General features: G+C 49.3%; 3 protein-coding genes. 1 reads left to right on the forward strand and 2 read right to left on the reverse strand.

The features are described 5' to 3' along the window. Nucleotides 1-15: 15 nt before the first annotated feature. Together ABVN36_RS24580 and ABVN36_RS24585 are read right to left on the reverse strand one after the other, a co-directional pair. Nucleotides 16-713, reverse strand: a protein-coding gene (locus tag ABVN36_RS24580) for an IS1 family transposase (protein WP_223367361.1) whose coding sequence is annotated in 2 segments (ribosomal slippage) — nt 16-464 and nt 464-713 — 699 coding nt in all. Because the reading frame shifts where the segments join, the coding sequence is not laid out codon by codon here. A 341-nt stretch (nt 714-1,054) separates the two neighbouring features. Beyond that, nucleotides 1,055-2,611, reverse strand: coding sequence for a PAS domain-containing methyl-accepting chemotaxis protein (locus ABVN36_RS24585; RefSeq protein ID WP_053897648.1), 1,557 nt, complete (start codon nt 2,609-2,611; stop codon nt 1,055-1,057). A 24-nt stretch (nt 2,612-2,635) separates the two neighbouring features. Between ABVN36_RS24585 and ABVN36_RS24590 the strand changes: the two genes are divergently transcribed. Next, a partial coding sequence (locus ABVN36_RS24590) for an IS6 family transposase (RefSeq protein WP_001067825.1) occupies nt 2,636-2,915 on the forward strand: 280 nt, incomplete at its 3' end.

Here is a 2,915-nt window from a genome sequence, read left to right on the forward strand (position 1 = left end):
GGTAATGACTCCAACTTATTGATAGTGTTTTATGTTCAGATAATGCCCGATGACTTTGTCATGCAGCTCCACCGATTTTGAGAACGACAGCGACTTCCGTCCCAGCCGTGCCAGGTGCTGCCTCAGATTCAGGTTATGCCGCTCAATTCGCTGCGTATATCGCTTGCTGATTACGTGCAGCTTTCCCTTCAGGCGGGATTCATACAGCGGCCAGCCATCCGTCATCCATATCACCACGTCAAAGGGTGACAGCAGGCTCAGAAGACGCTCCAGTGTGGCCAGAGTGCGTTCACCGAAAACGTGCGCCACAACTGTCCTCCGTATCCTGTCATACGCGTAAAACAGCCAGCGCTGACGTGATTTAGCACCGACGTAGCCCCACTGTTCGTCCATTTCAGCGCAGACAATCACATCACTGCCCGGTTGTATGCGCGAGGTTACCGACTGCGGCCTGAGTTTTTTAAGTGACGTAAAACCGTGTTGAGGCCAACGCCCATAATGCGGGCAGTTGCCCGGCATCCAACGCCATTCATGGCCATATCAATGATTTTCTGGTGCGTACCGGGTTGAGAAGCGGTGTAAGTGAACTGCAGTTGCCATGTTTTACGGCAGTGAGAGCAGAGATAGCGCTGGTGTCCGGCAGTGCTTTTGCCGTTACGCACCACCCCGTCAGTAGCTGAACAGGAGGGACAGCTGATAGAAACAGAAGCCACTGGAGCACCTCAAAAACACCATCATACACTAAATCAGTAAGTTGGCAGCATCACCCGATGCAGCTTTCGTCAATCATGACAGTTATGAGTTTTCCGGTTACTTATCCATTTTTGCCAGCGTGTTCCGCAACATCTGTTTTACTGTTTACACAGGGGGAACCGCAGAATTCGGAAAAAATCGTACGCTAAGCTAACGGTGTTCTCGTGACAGCTCTTTGACTAGGCTTTCTAAGGCCATTCTGATAGCCCTGACTTCCTGAAAAGCCATGGCTAAAATTTGTGCGGCTAAAAGGGATAACCGATGGTAAAGTAAGTTATCCCTGTCGAGATACTGAAAAGCGTTATCCTCGTTTTTCCCAAAACTGTTTTGCCAGTTCGCTCAGAGCGCTAGTTAACTGAGCGACAGATTTCGCACTTTGCAAATTATTCTGCCCGGTCTGTACATTGGTATCAGCAGCATCGCGTATATTGATAATACTGCGGTTTATGTCTTCACTTACTGCTCCCTGCTGCTCGACCGCAGTCGCTATTTGCGCGTTCATGTCGGTAATTTCGTTAACGCGTTGGCCAATTCCATCAAGAGCTGTAGCTGCTTCCTCTGCGTGAGCTACACTCGTGTGCGCTTGCCGACTACTTTGCTCCATGACTGTAACAGCGGATTGCGCTCGCTCTTGTAGAGCGCTGATCATGCTTTGAATATCCGTTGTCGATTGCTGTGTGCGAGCAGCAAGACTGCGAACCTCATCGGCGACAACAGCAAAACCACGCCCCTGCTCACCAGCACGCGCGGCCTCAATTGCTGCGTTGAGTGCCAACAAATTCGTTTGCTCGGCGATCCCTCGTATAACGTCAAGAACTTTTGATATCTCGTTACTTTGACCTTCAAGCTCATGAATAACCTGAGTGGCTTGCCTAATTTCACCTTCAAGGGCAGTGATTGACTGGCTTGTGTGGGCTACCAGACGCTGGCCAGATGCCGTCTCAGTGTCTGCTCTTCCGGCCGCATCTGCAGCATGCTGTGCATTGCTCGCAACCTCTTGAATGCTTGCCACCATTTGGTTTACTGCCGTTGCTATTTGATCTGTCTCTGCCTGCTGCTCAACTGTAAGTACATTGCTTGACTCAATATCCTTTAGTAGGCCTCGGGTGTGTTCGCTAAGCCGATTTGATGCATCACCTATGCGACCTACTATGGCGCCTGTTTCAGCTTGCATCATTCGTAAAGCAAACTCTATTTGGCCAAACTCATCGGTGCGCCCAGTGTAGAGGGATTGACTTAATGGGTTATTGGAAATATTCCTGGCTCTTTCAACCAGTCTTCCAAGAGGAGAGAGAATAGCCAAAACACTAACAGAGCTTAAGCTTCCTGACATTAAAGTGGCTAACAATAAGCTGCTTATTGATGTATCAGTAAGCATGCCGGCAGCCATTGCGCTTGATATAATACTACCCCATATGAGCAAGAGTATTTTCACGGAAAAGCTAGCAGCCAATTTCGGCCTCGCGGCCTTCCCGCTTCTCAATTGAGCATATAATTTTTCCGCAGCCAAAACCTGCTCAGGTTCAGGCTTGGTCCTTACAGACTGGTATTCAACAATCGAACCATTCTTAGCTATTGGCGTTACATAAGCACTTACCCAATAGTGGTCGCCATTTTTACAGCGATTTTTTACTAGCCCCATCCATGAGCGGCCAGATTTTAATGTACTCCACATATGCTCAAATGCAGCAGGCGGCATATCTGGGTGTCTTACGATGTTGTGAGGCTGGCCTAATAGTTCTTCCTCAGTGAAACCACTGATTTTAATGAAGTCAGGATTAACGTACGTGATATGGCTTTGAGGGGAGGTAGTCGAAAGGGCACTGTTGCAAATAGTCGGTGGTGATAAACTTATCATCCCCTTTTGCTGATGGAGCTGCACATGAACCCATTCAAAGGCCGGCATTTTCAGCGTGACATCATTCTGTGGGCCGTACGCTGGTACTGCAAATACGGCATCAGTTACCGTGAGCTGCAGGAGATGCTGGCTGAACGCGGAGTGAATGTCGATCACTCCACGATTTACCGCTGGGTTCAGCGTTATGCGCCTGAAATGGAAAAACGGCTGCGCTGGTACTGGCGTAACCCTTCCGATCTTTGCCCGTGGCACATGGATGAAACCTACGTGAAGGTCAATGGCCGCTGGGCGTATCTGTACCGGG

The organism is Salmonella sp. SJTUF15581 (assembly GCF_043356775.1).
GTDB lineage: Bacteria > Pseudomonadota > Gammaproteobacteria > Enterobacterales > Enterobacteriaceae > Salmonella > Salmonella enterica.